Genomic DNA, 15,389 nt, shown 5'->3' with positions numbered 1-15,389 from the left:
TGTGACGATTGCGACCTCGGTCGATCCGAGACCGACCTATATGAGGAAATGTGACAACCAGCGACAGAATAATTTGCAAGATCATCCTGCATTCCTTTCATTTTTCCACATCAGATCGTCGTTCTGTCAACTGTCATTTCAGTTGAAGGACAGATGCAGCGATGTGCTCATCTTGTCGCGGAACCGCATTTGAGCTAAATCTGGGTTATGGAACATATAGTGAACAAATGCCGCATCACCTGAAAACGCCGGGGCGGGGCACCACCACCAACGCAACCGGTAGGTTCGAACGTTTTGCGACCGAAGCAGCCGACGATGGCTGGGATTTGCCCGATGACTTGCCGCCGCTGAGGACCGAGGTGCGGGATGAGGTCGCCCGCAGTCTGATCACATATAACCGGTCGCCGGATTTGCCCTTTGACCGGTCGATCAACCCTTATCGGGGTTGCGAACACGGCTGCGTTTACTGCTTCGCCCGTCCAACCCACGCGTATCTGGGCCTGTCGCCCGGTCTGGATTTCGAGACTCGGCTGATCGCCCGTCCTAACGCGGCGGATGTTCTACGGCGGGAACTGTCCCGACGCTCGTACAAGGTTGCGACGATCGCGTTGGGCACCAATACTGACCCCTACCAACCGGTCGAGAAAACGCGTGAAATAACAAGGTCCTGCCTGAAGGTGCTGGGCGAGTTCGGTCATCCCATTGGCATAGTGACCAAAGGCGCGCTGATCGAGCGGGATCTGGATATTCTGGCCCCGATGGCGCGCAGGAATCTGGTTCGGGTCGGGATTTCGCTGACCACGCTGGACGCGGACCTGTCGCGCCGGATGGAGCCCCGGGCACCATCCCCGCAGCGCAGGATTCGCATGATCCAGCGGCTGACACAGGCCGGGGTGCCGGTGCGGGTGATGACCTCGCCCATTGTACCGGGGCTGACAGATCACGAGCTTGAGCAGCTGCTTGAAGCAGGCCGCGATGCCGGTGCGGATGCTGCAAGCTGGATCATGCTGCGTCTGCCGCGCGAGGTCTCGGGCTTGTGGCAGGACTGGTTGGCCGAACATCAGCCGGGGAGGGCCGAAAAGGTGATGGCGCGGCTGCGCGAGATGCATGGCGGCAAGGATTATGACCCGCGTTGGGGGCACCGGATGCGGGGCGAGGGGACCTATGCTCAAATGGTTGCGCAGCGCTTCAAGGCGGCCTGCAAAAGACTGGGGCTTGCGATCAGGACGCCGCCGCTCAGCACCGCGCATTTTGCCCGCCCGCCGCAGCGGGGCGATCAGTTGTCGCTGTTCTAAGATGCGGGTTCAGAAACTGGCCGCTAAACCGACCGTGAAACCGTTGACAGTGTCGCTGCCATAGTACCGGACCATAAGCCGGGTCGTCGTCACCCATGGCACCCATGTGTCCGAAAGATCCACCTCGATCCCGCCGCCAACACGGGCCAGCCAGTCTGTACCAAGCACAATGGATTGATCCCCGATCAGATAGGACAGCGACAAATCCCCGACCCAGCGCACAGGGCGGCCGAACATCCGCTTGCCCGTGGGAAAACGATACCGGGTCCACAGAACCGTATTGGCTGCGGTGGACTGAACAAGCAGGTCTTTGTCGTCGCCGATCGGCCAGTATTCGATATGCGTGTGGCGCAGGCTGGCTTCGAATTCGCGGTCGTTTTCCAGCGGCAGGTGGTAGTCGAGCGTCAGCGACCCGCCAGCGCCACCGGCCCACAGACCTCCGCTTTCGACGAAATCCCCTTCGATGCCCAGCCGATTGGCGATCACTTGCGTCGCCACGGATGCATCGGACTGGGTTCGGCCAACCGAAATATGGGCCATCGGAGTCATCTTCCACCGCTCACCCAGATCGAACTGATATCCAACGCCTCCGGTCGCGACGACGCTGGTCCATTTCAACGGCAGAGCTGTGGTCTGGTCCGTACCGCTGAACGTCAGCACCGGATCGTACCGGGCGTATCCGATATATCCTTCCAGATAGATCGGGACGCCTTCGCTCAGCCGAAAACCTCCGCCCAATTGCGCGGATTTGAAATCATAGTCGCGATTTCTGGTGTCGGATTGCAGAGAAATCGCGCTGGCTGAATCGTCGGGGATGCCAGCCAGCCCCATGACGGCCAGTGACCCGGCTGCGTTCTCGCGTTGCAGCTTTTCGAATGCACTCTCAAGCAGGTCCTGCGCTGCAACGGGGCTGCTGAGCATGAAAGCCAGAATGATCAGAATGATACGCATGGATTCGAAGACCTGCCGGGAATTTTGACGCAAACTAGGCAGCAGACCCATGGCTGCAAAGTAAAGCGGTGGGCGGAGCTGCAGATTTCCAGCCAAGGCTACATTTCGGACACACAAAAAGACAAAGCCCCGGCGAACCGGGGCTTGTTGTTTGGTGTCATTCGCGATGCCGAAAAAGTGCTTAGCGGTTTTCGATGTCCACGTAGTCCCGGGTGGTCTCGCCCAGATACAGTTGGCGCGGGCGGCCGATTTTGTTCTGCGGGTCGGCAATCATCTCTTTCCACTGGCTGACCCAGCCCACGGTGCGCGACAGCGCAAAGATCGGCGTGAACATCGAGGTGGGGAAGCCCATCGCCTCGAGGATGATGCCGGAATAGAAGTCCACGTTCGGGAACAGCTTCTTCTCGGCAAAATACGGATCTTCCAGAGCCTGTTTTTCCAGTGCCTTGGCAACCTGTAGCTTGGGGTTGTCTTCGATTCCCAGCAGGTCCAGCACCTCATCTGCCGATTGCTTCATCACCTTGGCGCGCGGGTCGAAATTCTTGTAGACCCGGTGACCAAAGCCCATCAGGCGGAACGGATCGCTCTTGTCCTTGGCACGGGCGATGTACTCGGGGATGCGGTCGACCGAGCCGATCTCTTCCAGCATCTCAAGGCAAGCCTGATTGGCACCGCCATGGGCGGGACCCCAGAGGCAGGCGATCCCGGCAGCGATACAGGCAAACGGGTTGGCACCCGAGGACGACGCCAGACGCACGGTCGAGGTCGACGCGTTCTGTTCATGATCGGCATGCAGCGTAAAGATGCGGTCCATCGCGCGGCTGAGGATCGGGTTGACCTCGTATTCCTCGGACGGCACGCCAAAGCACATGCGCAGAAAGTTCGAGGCATAATCCAGATCGTTACGCGGATAGATGAACGGCTGGCCGATGTGGTATTTATAAGCCCAGGCCGCAATGGTCGGCATCTTGGCCAGCAGACGGTGCGAGGCGATCTCGCGCTGGCGCGGGTCGGTGATGTCGGTCGAGTCGTGATAGAAGGCCGACATAGCGCCCACAACGCCCACCATGATCGCCATCGGATGCGCGTCACGGCGGAAGCCGCGATAGAAATACTGCATCTGTTCGTGCAACATCGTGTGGCGGGTGATCGTGGTCTCAAACTTCTCAAGATCTTTTGCGACCGGCAGCTCGCCGTACAGCAGCAGATAACACACTTCGAGGAAATGAGATTTTTCCGCCAGTTGATCAATCGGATAGCCGCGATGCAGCAGCTCACCCTTTTCACCATCGATAAACGTGATCGTGCTGTCGCAGCTGGCAGTCGAGGTAAAGCCGGGATCATAAGTGAACACGTCGGCCTGACCATAAAGTTTGCGGATGTCGATGACATCGGGGCCCGCGGTGGGCGAGTGGATCGGCAGCTCGTATGTGTTGCCGTGGACAGTCAGGGTCGCTGTTTTTTGGCTATCGGTCATTTTGTCCCTTCCTCATTCATGCGCATGTCGGGTCGCTGTCCGACGCTGCGGGCAACGGCTGCGCGCGGGCGCGCAGTCCGGGTGTTAGCGGAGCAGCGTTACCCTAATATGAAGATCGGGTTTAAGTCGCTGCATCAGAAAGCCGCGCCAGGGTTTCATCCCGCCCCAGCACGAGCATCATGTCAAAAACCGAAGGTGTGACCGCCCGACCCGCCAGCACCGCGCGCAGCGGACCGGCCAGCTTGCCGAACTTGATCCCTTTCGCCTCGGCGAAGGAATTCAGAGCCTCCTCCAGCTCGTTCCGGGACCAGCTAACATTTTGCAGATGCGGCGTCAATTCTTCCAGTATACCGTCGGATACCGACGAAAGCGCCTTTGCCGCCTTCTCGTCGGGCGAAATCGGGCGCGACGTGAGCGCAAAGTGAGCCTTTTCAACAAGTTCGGGAAGGGTCCGTGCCCGATCCTTGAGGCAATACATCGCACGTTCCAGATCACCAGATTGTGCATCGCTTAACAAAGGAAGGTTCGCAGCAGCCAGATAAGCCTGAATTTCCTGCCGCAACGCAGCATCATCCGAGATGGCGATATGCTGCCCACACAGGTTCTCGAGCTTTTTCAGATCGAACCGCGCGGGGCTTTTGCCGATTCCGTCCAGATCGAACCATTCCAGTGCCTGTGCGTCGGTGAAGAATTCGTCATCGCCGTGGCTCCAGCCCAGGCGCGCCAGATAGTTTCGCATACCGGCGGCGGGATAGCCCATCGCCTGATATTCCTGCGCGCCAAGCGCGCCGTGACGTTTCGAGAGCTTCTTGCCATCCGGCCCGTGGATCAACGGGATATGCGCCCAGACCGGAACATTCCAGCCCATCGCCTCGTAGATCATCATCTGCCGGGCCGCGTTGTTAAGGTGATCATCGCCCCGGATCACATGGGTGACGCCCATATCATGATCGTCGACCACCACCGCCAGCATGTAGACCGGTGTGCCGTCCGAGCGCAGCAGGATCATGTCATCCAACTGATCGTTGCGGATCGTCACGGCACCCTGCACCTGATCCCGGATCACTGTTGCCCCGTCCTGCGGGGCCTTGATGCGGATCGCAAACGGCGCATCGGGGTGCGAGGCCGGATCAGCATCCCGCCACGGGCTGCGGAACAGGGTCGATTTGCCCTCAGCCCGGGCCTGTTCGCGGAAAGCGGCAATTTCGTCTTGCGTCGAGAAGCACTTATACGCCTTGCCTTCGGCGAGAAGCTGATGCGCGACCTCAGCATGACGGGGCGCACCTTCGAACTGGCTGATTACGTCGCCGTCGTGGTCCAGGCCCAGCCACTCCATGCCCTGTAGAATCGCTGCCGTTGCTTCGGGGGTCGAGCGTTCGCGGTCGGTATCTTCGATCCGCAGCAGGAACTTACCACCGCGACCCCGAGCATAGAGCCAGTTGAACAACGCAGTGCGCGCGCCACCGATATGAAGAAAGCCGGTGGGAGAGGGGGCAAAGCGGGTGACGACCTGATCGGACATTGTGTGGATTAACCTTTTGGTAACCGTAGCGGGCATAGTTTGGCGACTATCTACCCAGCCCGAAGGACGGGGGCAACCATGCGTGTTCTGGCACGGATCACGGCTGCATTGCTGAACCAACGCGGGCATCTGTTTCCATGGTCGCCGGTCTGTCTGGCGGCGGGCATCGGCTGCTATTTCAGCCTGCGGTTTGAACCCGGTGTGGGGCTCTACGGTGCTGCTGCCGCGTTGGTGCTGTGCTGTGTGATGGCAAGCCGCCGGATTGGCGCTGCATGGTCGCCGCTGGCTATTGCCTTGGCGCTGATTGCGGCGGGGTTTCTGCTTGGCGGCGCAAGGGCTCACAAGGTTGCAGAGCCGGTTCTGCAATGGCGCTACTATGGCCCGGTCGAGGGGCGGGTCGTGGCGCTGGACCGCTCTGCGTCGGATGCGCTGCGGATCACTCTGGATCAGGTGCGGATCGGGGACGTTCCTGCAGATCAGAAGCCGCGGCGCGTCCGGCTGTCCGTGCATGGTGACCCCGTACACCTGACACCGGGGCGGCGGATCATGACCACCGCGCATCTGTCACCGCCGCAAGGACCGGTCGAGCCGGGAGGGTTCGATTTCCGCCGTCATGCGTGGTTTCAGCAACTGGGTGCTGTCGGCTATACCCGCGTCCCGGTTCTGACCACAGCCCATGCGGCGGACGGGCGGGCCGGTGTGCGGGTGACGGCGTGGCGCATGGCGATCTCGGACCGGGTGCGGGCCGTCCTGCCGGGTGAGACAGGCGGGTTCGCTGCCGCTGTTACAACCGGAGATCGTAGTGGAATGGGGCAGGCGTCGCTGGAGAAACTGCGGGCCTCGAACCTTGCGCATCTGCTGGCGATTTCGGGGCTGCACATGGGTTTGCTGACCGGTTTCGTCTTTATGACCTGTCGGATCGGATTGTCGATGCTGCCGGCGGTGGCCCTGCGGCTGCCGGTACGCAAGCTGGCGTCGATCTGCGCCTTGGTTGCGGCCACGGTCTATCTGCTCTTGTCCGGTGGCAATGTGGCGACCGAGCGCGCCTTTGTCATGGTCTGCGTCATGCTGGGCGCGGTGCTACTGGATCGTCGCGCGATCTCGTTGCGGGCGGTCGCGGTTGCGGCGGTGATCGTTCTTACACTGCGCCCCGAGACGCTACTGAGCCCGGGTTTCCAGATGTCTTTCGCGGCAACAACCGCGCTGGTTGCCGTCTTCGGTGGGCTGCGGGACTATGGACCGATGCCGTTGCCCAAGTGGCTGTGGCCGGTCGCGGCCCTGCTGATGTCCTCGGCCATCGCGGGACTGGCCACTGCCCCGATCGGGGCTGCGCATTTCAACACCATGTCGCATTACGGCTTGCTGGCGAACCTGTTGTCGGTGCCCGTGATGGGCACAGTGGTTGTTCCGGCGGCGGTCGTGGCGGCGCTGCTGGCACCTTTTGGGTTGGAAGCGCTGGCGCTGCAGGTGATGGGGGCCGGATTGCGTTGGATCTTGACCGTCGCAGATCGGGTGTCGGGCCTGGAGGGCGCGCAGGGTTATGTCGTCAGCCCGCCGGGATTTCTGTTGCCCGTGCTGGCCGTGGCGCTTCTTTGGCTCATCCTGTGGCAGGGACGCGCACGATGGCTGGGTGTGATCCCTGCGGTTGCGGTGCTGGCGCTGTGGGGGCAGGGACACCGGCCCGAGGCCCTGATCGCAGAGACCGGTGGCTTGGTCGGCGTCATGACGGAACGTGGCCGCGCGCTCAGCAAACACAGAGGCAGCGGATTTGTTGCTTCGGTCTGGTTGGAAAACGATGGCGATGGCGCGGATCAACCGCAAGCGGCGCTGCGATGGCCCGGGGCCATAGGCGGGATTCAACGCTATCATTTGGGTGACAAAGAGCTGATCCATATCACGGGCAAAAGGGCTGCAGGCACCTTCGACGAATGCCAAAAAGACCAGATCATCGTCGCGCCGGTATCATTGGCATTGACCGGAGAATGCTGGATCTATGATCCTGAAAAACTCAGAAAAACGGGTAGTCTGGCACTATCCGAGGGGCGTCTGCGCAGCAGCGTCGCAGTGTCGGGCGACCGGTTGTGGTCGCCCAAATCAAGTCAGTAACTGCGGATCAGCCCGACCAGCCGGCCTTGTACCTTGACCTTGTCTTCGGGCAGGACGCGGGTTTCGTAAGCTGGGTTTGCAGCCTCAAGCGCGATGGCCTGACCCCGGCGGAAGAAGCGCTTCAACGTGGCCTCCTGATCCTCGACCAGCGCGACCACGATATCGCCGTTGTCGGCAGCCGATGTTTCGCGGATCACGACGACATCGCCATCATTGATGCCCGCATCGATCATCGAATCTCCGCGCACCTCAAGGGCGTAGTGTTCACCCTTGCCCGAAACCATCGTGCCCGGCACCGCAACTCGGTGCGAGACATGGCTGATCGCCTCAATCGGGACACCGGCGGCTATGCGACCCATGACCGGTAGTTCCAGCGCGTCCACCGTAACCGGTTCGAAATTGGCCGGACGGGGACCTTCGGGGCGGTCCCCTTCGATCACGCGGGGTTTGAAACCTGCGGTGGGCTCTCCTCCAAGGCTTTCAGGCAGCTTCACGATCTCGATCGCGCGGGCCCGATGAGCGAGGCGTCGGATAAAGCCACGCTCCTCTAACGCGGTGATCAGTCGATGGATGCCGGATTTCGACCGCAGGTCCAACGCGGCCTTCATCTCATCAAAACTGGGCGGAACACCGTCCGCCTGCACGCGTTTGTGGATGAATTCCAGCAAATCCAATTGCTTCTTGGTCAGCATCGCTCGCACCTCATCGCTCATGCGTTTTCTTTTGTTCTACGCATGTTCACGTTTTGTGTCAACGGGCTTGCTAGATCGGCAGGTACTGCACCTCATCCCCGGCCGCGCGCGCCGGATCATGCGGCTGACGCACCAGCAGCGCATTGGCTTGCGCCAGAACGCTCAGAAGTGAGCTGTCCTGATCGTCGCAGGCGCGGATGCCGTGATTGTCCAGAACGGCGCGCATGTAGTGTTCGCGCGGGCCATTTTCGGTAAGCGGTGCGGTCAGGCGGGCGCGTTGAAACGGGGCCAGAACCTGTTCAACCCCCAACATGCGGCGCACCATGGGGATCAGAAAGAGATAACCGCATACCATCGCGCTGACCGGGTTGCCGGGCAGGCCGACCATGGCGGCATCGCCCATGCGGCCCGCCATCAGGGGTTTGCCGGGGCGCATTCGAATCTTGTAGAACGACCGTTCAAGCCCCAGCGCCTCGGACACATCCGAGACCAGATCATATTCTCCGACCGAGGCGCCACCGATTGTCACGACCAGATCGGCGCCCTGCGCCAGATCAAAGGCGGTTTCCAGCGAGGTGACGGTGTCCTGCGCGATGGGCAGCACCCGCACATGCGTGCCAACTTCTTCCAATAGTGCTTTGATACCAAACGTATTTGATGCGATGATCTGGTCGGGTCCCGGGGTCTCTCCGGGCATCACCAATTCGTCGCCGGTCGAGATCAGAGCAACGGTCGGCTTCTGTGTCACCGGGACAGATGCGATGTTCATTGCCGCCATCAAAGCCACATCTTCGGGGCGGATGCGCCGTGGCGCGGTGATTTGGGTACCCAGGGCGAAATCCACGCCTGCGGGCCGGATGTTGGATTTCGGCCCGGGTGCTTCGGTGATGGAAATCACGTCACCGCGCCGATCGACATCTTCCTGTATGACGACAAAATCAGCGCCTTCGGGTACGGGCGCGCCGGTGAAGATGCGAACGGCCTGTCCGGGCCCGACCAGGCCGTCAAATCGCCTGCCCGCGGCAGCCTCACCCACCACTTTGAACATGGCGTGCAGTTCAACTTCGGCGCTTTTGATCGCATAGCCGTCCATCGAGGATGCGGCGAAAGGCGGCTGATCGCGCGTCGCCGCGACGTCCTGCGCCAGAACACGCCCCGAGGCCTCAGTCAGCGGAACAGTTTCGGCGGGTAGCGGTGAAACGAGCTCAAACAGAAGGGCGCGGGCGTCTTCGACGGAAATCATGTCGCTTCGTAACGTCCTGATTTACCGCCATCTTTCAGAAGAACGCGAATACCGCCAATCTCCATCGCCTTGTCGACGGCCTTGGTCATGTCGTAGACGGTCAGCGCGGCTGTTGAGGCGGCGGTCAGCGCCTCCATCTCGACACCGGTCTGGCCCGAGGTCTTGACGGTTGCCTCGATCCGTACGCCGGGTAGGCCGGGATCCAGCGTCAACTCAACCGCGACCTTGGTGACTGGCAGCGGATGGCACAGGGGGATCAGATCGGGTGTTTTCTTGGCGCCCATGATGCCCGCAAGCCGCGCAACGCCCAGAACGTCGCCTTTCTTGGCGCGACCTTCCGAAATAAGATCAAAGGTTTCCTGCGCCATCTTAATGTGACCTGCGGCAACAGCGACCCGATCGGTCACCGCCTTGTCCGAGACATCAACCATATGCGCCTGACCTTGGGCATCGAAATGGGTTAGTGGCATCACATCACTCCGGGAATAAGCGGGTTGGCCAACAGGGTCCGGGTGGCCGAGGCGACGTCGTCCTGCCGCATCAGACTTTCGCCAATGAGAAAGCAGCGCGCGCCGTAGCGGGCTATATCGGCCAGATCCGCAGATGTACTCAGGCCGCTTTCACACACGATTGTCCGGTCCGCTGGGACCAGTTTCGACAGGTGGCGTGTGGTATCAAGAGACGTCTCGAACGTCTTGAGATTCCTGTTATTTATACCAATCAATGGGCTTTTCAACAGGGTCGCGCGCTCCAGCTCCTCGGCGTCGTGAACCTCGATCAATACGTCCATACCCCAGTCAAAGGCGGTCTGTTCAAGCTCTGCTGCCTGCGCATCATCGACCGAAGCCATGATGATCAGGATGCAATCTGCGCCCAAGGCGCGGGCTTCGACCACCTGATAGGGGTCGTACATGAAGTCCTTGCGTAGCGCGGGCAAAGAACAGGCCGCGCGCGCCTCGCTCAAGAACGCTTTTGCGCCCTGAAAGCTGGGCGTATCGGTCAAGACTGATAAGCAGGTCGCGCCACCTTCTTGGTACGCCTGCGCCAGCGCGGGCGGGTCGAAATCGGCGCGAATTAGACCTTTGGATGGGCTGGCCTTTTTGACCTCGGCAATCAGTCCGTAACCGGTGCGCGTGGCGGTTTGCAGCGCATTGGCAAAACCGCGAACTTCCGGTGCGCTGCGCGCCTCGGATTCAAGTGTTTCCAGCGATTTATGCGCCTTGTCTAAAGCAACTTCTTCAAGCTTATAGGCTTTGATCCTGTCCAGAACGGTCTCGGTCATGCGGCTTCCTGTGTAATGCGTGCCAGAGCGTTGATTTTGTCCCGCGCCTTGCCGCTGTCGATGCTTTCGCGTGACATGGTAACGCCTTCGCGCAAGTCGGAGGCGGCGTCGGCTACAACCAGCGCGGCGGCAGAGTTCAGCAGCACCGCGTCGCGATAGGCCGAGGGTTGCCCGTCCAGCAAAGCGCGGAAGGCGATTGCGTTTTCTTCGGGCGTACCGCCGAGTATATCCTCGAACGGGTGCACCGGCAGGCCCGCGTCTTCGGGATGAATCTCGACTTCTTTCACTGTGCCGTCCTCGACCGAGGCGACCCAGCTGACGCCGGTGATTGTCAACTCGTCGGTGCCGTCCGACCCATGCACCAACCAGGCATGTTCCGCACCTAGCAGGCCAAGCGTTTCGGCCATCGGGCGGATCAGGTCACGACTGAAGGCCCCCGTCAGCTGGCGTTTGACGCCTGCGGGGTTGGTAAGCGGGCCCAGAATGTTGAAGATCGTCCGCGTCCCAAGTTCTTGCCGCGAGGGCATGACATGGGCAATGGCCGGGTGGTGCATTGGTGCCATCATGAAACCGATTCCGACCTCTTGCAGCGCCTTTTCAACAACTTGCGGGCCAACCATCACGTTGATCCCCAACTGTCCCAGCGCATCGGCAGCGCCGGATTTTGAACTCAGGTTTCGGTTGCCGTGCTTGGCAACTGTGACCCCGGCACCCGCCGTCACAAAGGCCGTCGCGGTCGAGATGTTCAGAGTGCCCTTGCCGTCGCCCCCAGTGCCAACGATGTCAATCGCACCTGCGGGGGCTTTCACCGCGTTGCATTTCGCACGCATCACCGCGGCGGCGGCTGCGTATTCGTCCACCGTTTCGCCCCGCGTGCGCATCGCCATCAGCAGCCCGCCAATCTGGCTGGGCGTCGCAGCACCGTCAAAGAGGATACCAAAGGCCTGTTCAGCCTCGGCGCGGGTGAGAGGCCGATCGGCCGCAGCGTCGATCAGCGGTTTCAGAGCGTCGCTCATGCAGGGACTTTCATCTCATTCAGGAAATTCTTGAGCAGGGCATGACCATGCTCAGAGGCGATGGATTCCGGATGGAACTGAACGCCGTGTATTGGCAGATCCTTGTGCTGCAGACCCATGATAGTGCCATCTTCAAGCTCGGCAGTGATCTCAAGACAGTCGGGCAGGGTGTCGCGATCGACGACCAGCGAATGATAGCGCGTGGCCTCGAAGGGTGATGGCAGCCCAGCAAAAACGCCTTTGCCGGTGTGGTTCATCGTGCCCATCTTGCCATGCACGATTTCATGGCACCGCACGACCTGACCGCCAAAGGCCTGACCGATGGTCTGATGGCCAAGGCAAACACCCATCAGCGGCGTCTGCGTCTCTGCTGCGGCTTCGGTCAGGGCAAGGCAGATACCGGCCTGGTCCGGGTCGCAGGGACCGGGGCTGAGCAGAATACCGGCAGGGTTCATTGCCATTGCTTCCTGCACATCCAGCGCATCGTTTCTGCGCACGACCATCTCTGCCCCAAGCTCACCCAAGTAGTGAACGAGGTTGTAGGTAAACGAGTCATAGTTGTCGATCAGCAGCAGCATTTGGGCACTTATCTTCCTATGGGCATTTCAGGCTGGCGATGCAGCCCATAGCCACGGTATGATGTCGGAACATACATGCTCAGGCTTGTGCGGCAGCGTCAAGAGGACATACCGATACTGACGTCGTACGGGTGAGCGCCACAGCAGATGGCGCCGGGGCGGTCGAGGCAAGAAACAACGCGAAAGGCGAGATTTCGATGGGCGGATTTTACGGTGGACTGATCGCCGGGGCGGTCTCGGTGCTGGCTTTGGGCGCTGTTCTGTCGCTGACGGCCCCTTTGTCGCGCAAACCAGAGTTGGCCGAGGACGCACCGCGGGTGGCCGAGGCTCCGGCACCTGTGCAACCTGTCGAGGTCGACGATACCGGTCTTGATGCCGATCTGGTCGAGCTGCCGCCCTCGGGTCCGGAAAGCCCGGATTCGGACACGGATTCGCTTGATGCCCTGACAGGGATCGAGCAAGAGCCAGGTCAACGCCCCGAAACAGCCGCAGCACCGGCTGCGTCTGATGCTCCGGCAGTCGGCTCGACGACGACCGTGACGGTCCAAACCGACGCGCCGGCTGCGCCTCCGGCACCGGCTCCGGTCCCGGATTCGCCTTTGCAAGAAGCCGATCCCGAGGTGCTTGCCGAAGCGCCTCCGGCACCAGAGCCCGAGCAAACCCCAGAGCCCGAAGTGATCGAAGAGGTGCCCGCAGAGGAGGAACCTCAGATCGCGGCCCTGCAGCCCGAGGTGCCAAAGGAAGAATCAGAGGCCATCGAAGCACCGGTTGCCGAGCCTGAGGCCTCGCCTCAAGACAATCCAATCGCGGTTGAGGGGGAAGAAGATACCCGCCCGGTCGTCCGGCCCCGCGTTCTGGCGTTGCCACAGATCGGGGGCGATGGTCCCACGGTCTCGGGCGGATTGATCGGCAAACGGGTGGTGCCGCTGACCGAGCGCGACGATGCCCCCGCCGAGACATCTGATCCGGTTGCGGTGGCGCAAAAGCCGATCGAGGAACACGCGGCCAGCTTTGAAAATCCCGAGGCCAAGCCTCTGATGTCGATCGTTCTGATCGATGACGAAGGCGCGTTCGGAGTTGAGGCATTGCAGGATTTTCCATATCCGCTCAGCTTCGCCATCAGCCCGTCGGACCCTGATGCCGCCGAGAAGATGGCCCGCCACCGCGAGGCCGGGTTCGAAGTACTGGCTCTGATCGATATGCACGAAGCCGCCAGCGCGCAGGATGCCGAAGTGTCCTTGTCCGTGTGGCTGGATCAGCTGCCCGACACCGTTGGTATTCTCGAAGGCGTCGGCTCGGGTATCCAGGGCAACCGCAAGCTGGCTGATCAGGTCGCTGTGATTGCGGGCGATACCGGGCGCGGGCTAGTCACTCAGGATAATGGTCTGAACACGGTGCAGAAGCTGGCGGCGCGCAATGGCGTCCCCTCGAGTGTTGTGTTCCGGGACTTTGATGGGGCCAAGCAGGACCCCAAGGTCATGCGGCGATTCCTGGATCAGGCGGCCTTCCGTGCCGGGCAGGAGGGGGCCGTTGTGATGCTGGGCCGTCTGCGCCCTGAAACGATCTCGGCCCTGCTGTTGTGGGGGCTTGAGGATCGCGGCAGCCGAGTGGCGATGGCACCGATCTCTGCTGTGATGATGAATGAAGTTCAGCAGGGCGACTCGGGCTTGTGACGCGGGTCGCATTGACCCTGTCGTCCGGTGCTTAGCTGTTCCCGCTGCCGGTAAAGCGCGCCGCATCTGCCGCCGCACGGCGGATGGCGTTCGACTTGTGCACGGTCTCCATGTATTCCGCCTCGGGGTCGCTGTCATAGACCACACCGCCGCCTGCCTGAATATAGAGCTTGTGGTCTTTCACAATGGCCGTTCGTAGCGCAATGCACATATCCATATCGCCGCCTGCGCTGAAATAGCCGACCCCGCCGCCATAGATGCCGCGTTTCTCGGGTTCCAATTCGTCGATGATCTCCATCGCGCGCACCTTGGGCGCACCTGACACGGTGCCCGCTGGCATCCCGGCAAAGAAGGCGTCCAGCGCGTCTTTGTCATCGGCCAACTCTCCGACCACGTTTGATACGATATGCATCACGTGGCTGTAGCGTTCGATGATGAACTCTTCGGTGGGGCGCACGGTGCCGATTTTCGAGACACGACCGGTATCGTTGCGCCCCAGATCCAGCAGCATCAGATGCTCGGCCAGCTCTTTCTGGTCGGCCAGCAGATCGACTTCATTGGCCTTGTCTTCCTCGGGCGTTGCGCCGCGTGGGCGGGTGCCTGCGATGGGTCGGATGGTGACTTCGTTGCCGAAGACACGCACGAGGATTTCCGGGCTGGCCCCGACAACCTGAAAGCCGCCAAAGTTGAAATAGAACATGAAGGGCGACGGGTTGGTGCGCCGCAGCGATCGGTACAAGGCAAAGGGCGGCTGCGGGAAATCCTGCGTCCAGCGTTGCGCCGGGACGACCTGAAAGATATCGCCCGCGCGGATATATTCCTTGGCCTTTTCGACCGCCTCCATATAGCCCGACTTGGTGAAATTCGAGGCCGGAGGACCGACTTCAATCGCCTCACCCAGATCGCGGGTCTCGGCGGGCATGGCGCGTTCCAGATCGCGCACCGCATCCATCACACGCTCAGCAGCTTGTGCATAGGCCGCCTTGGCGGATTGGCCTTCACTGACCCAGGCGGGTGAGACCACGGTAACCTCGCCCTTTACGCCATCCAATACGGCGATGACCGATGGGCGCAGCATGATCGCGTCGGGCAGGCCCAGCGGATCGGGATTCACGTCCGGTAGATACTCAACCAGCCGCACCATGTCATAGCCCAGATAGCCGAACAGCCCCGCAGCAGCCTGAGGCAGATCATCCGGCAGCGCGATGCGGCTTTCGGCCAGCAGGTCGCGCAGGTTGTCCATCGGGTTGCCGTCCTGCGGCTCGAACGCCTCGGCATCGAAACGGGCGGATCGGTTCAGCGCGGACGTCTCGCCGTGACAGCGCCAGACCAGATCGGGCTTCATGCCGATGATCGAATAGCGCCCGCGCACTTCTCCGCCTGTCACGGATTCCAGCATGAACGCGTCTTTCTGCGCGCCCGTCAACTTGAGCATCAGTGAAACCGGCGTGTCCAGATCGGCGGCGAGGCGGGTATAGACAACCTGATTTTCGCCCGCGTCATAGGCGCGCGCGAAGCTGTCATAATCCGGGGTCAGGGCCATCAGAGGTCTCG

The 15,389-nt window shown here is 61.2% G+C and carries 13 protein-coding genes; 3 read left to right on the top strand and 10 right to left on the bottom strand.

Features of this window, described 5'->3' with window-relative positions; genetic code table 11:
• Positions 1 to 227 precede the first annotated feature (227 nt).
• Positions 228 to 1,295, top strand: a complete 1,068-nt coding sequence (locus tag ACR0J1_RS12235; protein WP_480733098.1) for a PA0069 family radical SAM protein — start codon at positions 228 to 230, stop codon at positions 1,293 to 1,295.
• 9 nt (positions 1,296 to 1,304) lie between these two features.
• Here the strand turns inward: ACR0J1_RS12235 and ACR0J1_RS12230 are convergent, their stop codons facing one another.
• The 3 genes from ACR0J1_RS12230 to gltX form a co-directional block, all read right to left on the bottom strand.
• The gene (locus tag ACR0J1_RS12230; RefSeq protein WP_480733097.1) at positions 1,305 to 2,246 is read right to left on the bottom strand and encodes an autotransporter outer membrane beta-barrel domain-containing protein; all 942 of its coding nucleotides are present in this window, start codon (positions 2,244 to 2,246) and stop codon (positions 1,305 to 1,307) included.
• 181 nt (positions 2,247 to 2,427) lie between these two features.
• Positions 2,428 to 3,723: a citrate synthase gene (gene gltA, locus ACR0J1_RS12225; RefSeq protein ID WP_480733096.1), complete on the bottom strand. Its 1,296-nt coding sequence runs from the start codon at positions 3,721 to 3,723 to the stop codon at positions 2,428 to 2,430.
• A gap of 121 nt (positions 3,724 to 3,844) precedes the next feature.
• Positions 3,845 to 5,245, bottom strand: coding sequence for a glutamate--tRNA ligase (gene gltX / locus ACR0J1_RS12220; protein ID WP_480733095.1), 1,401 nt, complete (start codon positions 5,243 to 5,245; stop codon positions 3,845 to 3,847).
• A 78-nt stretch (positions 5,246 to 5,323) separates the two neighbouring features.
• On the opposite strand from gltX, the gene ACR0J1_RS12215 reads away from it, so the two are divergent.
• On the top strand, positions 5,324 to 7,351 hold the full coding sequence (locus ACR0J1_RS12215; RefSeq protein WP_480733094.1) for a ComEC/Rec2 family competence protein: 2,028 nt from the start codon (positions 5,324 to 5,326) through the stop codon (positions 7,349 to 7,351).
• On the opposite strand, the gene lexA is transcribed toward ACR0J1_RS12215, so the two are convergent.
• From lexA to ACR0J1_RS12185, 6 genes are all read right to left on the bottom strand, one after another.
• The gene (gene lexA / locus ACR0J1_RS12210; protein WP_480733317.1) at positions 7,345 to 8,043 is read right to left on the bottom strand and encodes a transcriptional repressor LexA; all 699 of its coding nucleotides are present in this window, start codon (positions 8,041 to 8,043) and stop codon (positions 7,345 to 7,347) included. The two genes, ACR0J1_RS12215 and lexA, sit on opposite strands and share 7 nt — an antisense overlap.
• Before the next feature lie 70 nt (positions 8,044 to 8,113).
• Positions 8,114 to 9,286, bottom strand: a complete 1,173-nt coding sequence (locus ACR0J1_RS12205) for a molybdopterin molybdotransferase MoeA (RefSeq protein ID WP_480733092.1) — start codon at positions 9,284 to 9,286, stop codon at positions 8,114 to 8,116.
• Positions 9,283 to 9,756 (bottom strand): cyclic pyranopterin monophosphate synthase MoaC, encoded by a 474-nt coding sequence (gene moaC, locus ACR0J1_RS12200; RefSeq protein ID WP_480733091.1) that lies wholly within the window; start codon positions 9,754 to 9,756, stop codon positions 9,283 to 9,285. The genes ACR0J1_RS12205 and moaC overlap by 4 nt, the downstream gene beginning before the upstream one ends.
• The gene (gene trpC, locus ACR0J1_RS12195) at positions 9,756 to 10,568 is read right to left on the bottom strand and encodes an indole-3-glycerol phosphate synthase TrpC (protein ID WP_480733090.1); all 813 of its coding nucleotides are present in this window, start codon (positions 10,566 to 10,568) and stop codon (positions 9,756 to 9,758) included. The genes moaC and trpC overlap by 1 nt, the downstream gene beginning before the upstream one ends.
• The gene (gene trpD, locus ACR0J1_RS12190; protein WP_480733089.1) at positions 10,565 to 11,584 is read right to left on the bottom strand and encodes an anthranilate phosphoribosyltransferase; all 1,020 of its coding nucleotides are present in this window, start codon (positions 11,582 to 11,584) and stop codon (positions 10,565 to 10,567) included. The genes trpC and trpD overlap by 4 nt, the downstream gene beginning before the upstream one ends.
• Positions 11,581 to 12,162 carry an anthranilate synthase component II gene (locus tag ACR0J1_RS12185; protein WP_480733088.1) on the bottom strand — a complete coding sequence of 194 codons (582 nt, stop codon included), beginning with the start codon at positions 12,160 to 12,162 and terminating at the stop codon, positions 11,581 to 11,583. The genes trpD and ACR0J1_RS12185 overlap by 4 nt, the downstream gene beginning before the upstream one ends.
• A gap of 131 nt (positions 12,163 to 12,293) precedes the next feature.
• On the opposite strand from ACR0J1_RS12185, the gene ACR0J1_RS12180 reads away from it, so the two are divergent.
• On the top strand, positions 12,294 to 13,835 hold the full coding sequence (locus ACR0J1_RS12180) for a divergent polysaccharide deacetylase family protein (RefSeq protein ID WP_480733087.1): 1,542 nt from the start codon (positions 12,294 to 12,296) through the stop codon (positions 13,833 to 13,835).
• A 31-nt stretch (positions 13,836 to 13,866) separates the two neighbouring features.
• Here the strand turns inward: ACR0J1_RS12180 and trpE are convergent, their stop codons facing one another.
• Positions 13,867 to 15,378, bottom strand: coding sequence for an anthranilate synthase component I (trpE, locus tag ACR0J1_RS12175; protein WP_480733086.1), 1,512 nt, complete (start codon positions 15,376 to 15,378; stop codon positions 13,867 to 13,869).
• Positions 15,379 to 15,389 lie beyond the last annotated feature (11 nt).

This window comes from Ruegeria sp. CJ3 (assembly GCF_056536725.1).
This window is presented reverse-complemented; position numbering and strand designations above follow the sequence as displayed.

Bases quoted from the DNA above. Each gene is read 5' to 3' on its own strand.
- trpC (WP_480733090.1), bottom strand. From the start codon at position 10,568: ATGACCGAGACCGTTCTGGACAGGATCAAAGCCTATAAGCTTGAAGAA.
- ACR0J1_RS12185 (WP_480733088.1), bottom strand. From the start codon at position 12,162: ATGCTGCTGCTGATCGACAACTATGACTCGTTTACCTACAACCTCGTT.
- lexA (WP_480733317.1), bottom strand. From the start codon at position 8,043: ATGCTGACCAAGAAGCAATTGGATTTGCTGGAATTCATCCACAAACGC.
- trpD (WP_480733089.1), bottom strand. From the start codon at position 11,584: ATGAGCGACGCTCTGAAACCGCTGATCGACGCTGCGGCCGATCGGCCT.
- ACR0J1_RS12230 (WP_480733097.1), bottom strand. From the start codon at position 2,246: ATGCGTATCATTCTGATCATTCTGGCTTTCATGCTCAGCAGCCCCGTT.
- ACR0J1_RS12215 (WP_480733094.1), top strand. From the start codon at position 5,324: ATGCGTGTTCTGGCACGGATCACGGCTGCATTGCTGAACCAACGCGGG.
- gltA (WP_480733096.1), bottom strand. From the start codon at position 3,723: ATGACCGATAGCCAAAAAACAGCGACCCTGACTGTCCACGGCAACACA.
- moaC (WP_480733091.1), bottom strand. From the start codon at position 9,756: ATGCCACTAACCCATTTCGATGCCCAAGGTCAGGCGCATATGGTTGAT.
- ACR0J1_RS12205 (WP_480733092.1), bottom strand. From the start codon at position 9,286: ATGATTTCCGTCGAAGACGCCCGCGCCCTTCTGTTTGAGCTCGTTTCA.
- trpE (WP_480733086.1), bottom strand. From the start codon at position 15,378: ATGGCCCTGACCCCGGATTATGACAGCTTCGCGCGCGCCTATGACGCG.
- gltX (WP_480733095.1), bottom strand. From the start codon at position 5,245: ATGTCCGATCAGGTCGTCACCCGCTTTGCCCCCTCTCCCACCGGCTTT.
- ACR0J1_RS12235 (WP_480733098.1), top strand. From the start codon at position 228: ATGCCGCATCACCTGAAAACGCCGGGGCGGGGCACCACCACCAACGCA.